At 68.7% G+C, this 607-nt stretch carries 1 protein-coding gene and 1 pseudogene; both read right to left on the bottom strand.

The window, feature by feature from the left end; all coding sequences use genetic code 11:
- Nucleotides 1-33: 33 nt before the first annotated feature.
- Nucleotides 34-354: a YbaB/EbfC family nucleoid-associated protein gene (locus IG80_RS0111840; protein WP_032114234.1), complete on the bottom strand. Its 321-nt coding sequence runs from the start codon at nucleotides 352-354 to the stop codon at nucleotides 34-36.
- A gap of 4 nt (nucleotides 355-358) precedes the next feature.
- Nucleotides 359-607 (bottom strand): annotated as a pseudogene (locus IG80_RS15415) (DNA polymerase III subunit gamma/tau); the annotation flags it as partial.

Below are 607 nucleotides of genomic sequence, written 5' to 3'. Positions count from 1 at the left end.
CCTTCGCTTCATTCCCGTTCCATCATTCCCGCCTCAGAACGGCAGCTTCATGCCCGGCGGCAGCGGCATGCCGGCCGAGGCCGCGGCCATCTTGCTCTTGGACTCGGCGTCGACCTTGTTGGAGGCGTCGTTGAACGCCGCCGCGATCAGGTCCTCGGCCATTTCCTGGTCGGACAGGACGCTCGGGTCGATGCGCACCTTGCGGCACTCCTTGGTGCCGGACAGGGTGACGCTGACCATGCCGCCGCCGGCGCTGCCGGTGACTTCGAGCTGGGCCAGTTCTTCCTGGGCGCGCTGCAGGTTTTCCTGCATCTTCTGCGCCTGTTGCATCAGCTGGGCGATATTGCCGCGCATGGGATCACTCGTCTGAAGGTCGGATGGAATCGGGCACGACGCGGGCGCCGTGCTGCTCGATCAGGCGTCGCACGCCGGGATCGTTGAGGAAGGTCGCCTCGGCCGCGCTCTGGCGCGAGCCGCGCTCGCTCTCCTGGCGCTGGTGCAGGGTCTGGGTCTGGGACGTGGCGTCCTGGATGGCGATCTTCGGCGCCACGCCCAGGGTGGCGGTCAGGGCCTGGGCCAGCGCCGCGGTGGACCGCTCGCTGCGCAG

The sequence above is a fragment of the Candidatus Paracaedibacter symbiosus genome, from assembly GCF_000757605.1.
Classification (GTDB): Bacteria; Pseudomonadota; Alphaproteobacteria; order Paracaedibacterales; family Paracaedibacteraceae; genus Paracaedibacter_A; species Paracaedibacter_A symbiosus.
This window is presented reverse-complemented; position numbering and strand designations above follow the sequence as displayed.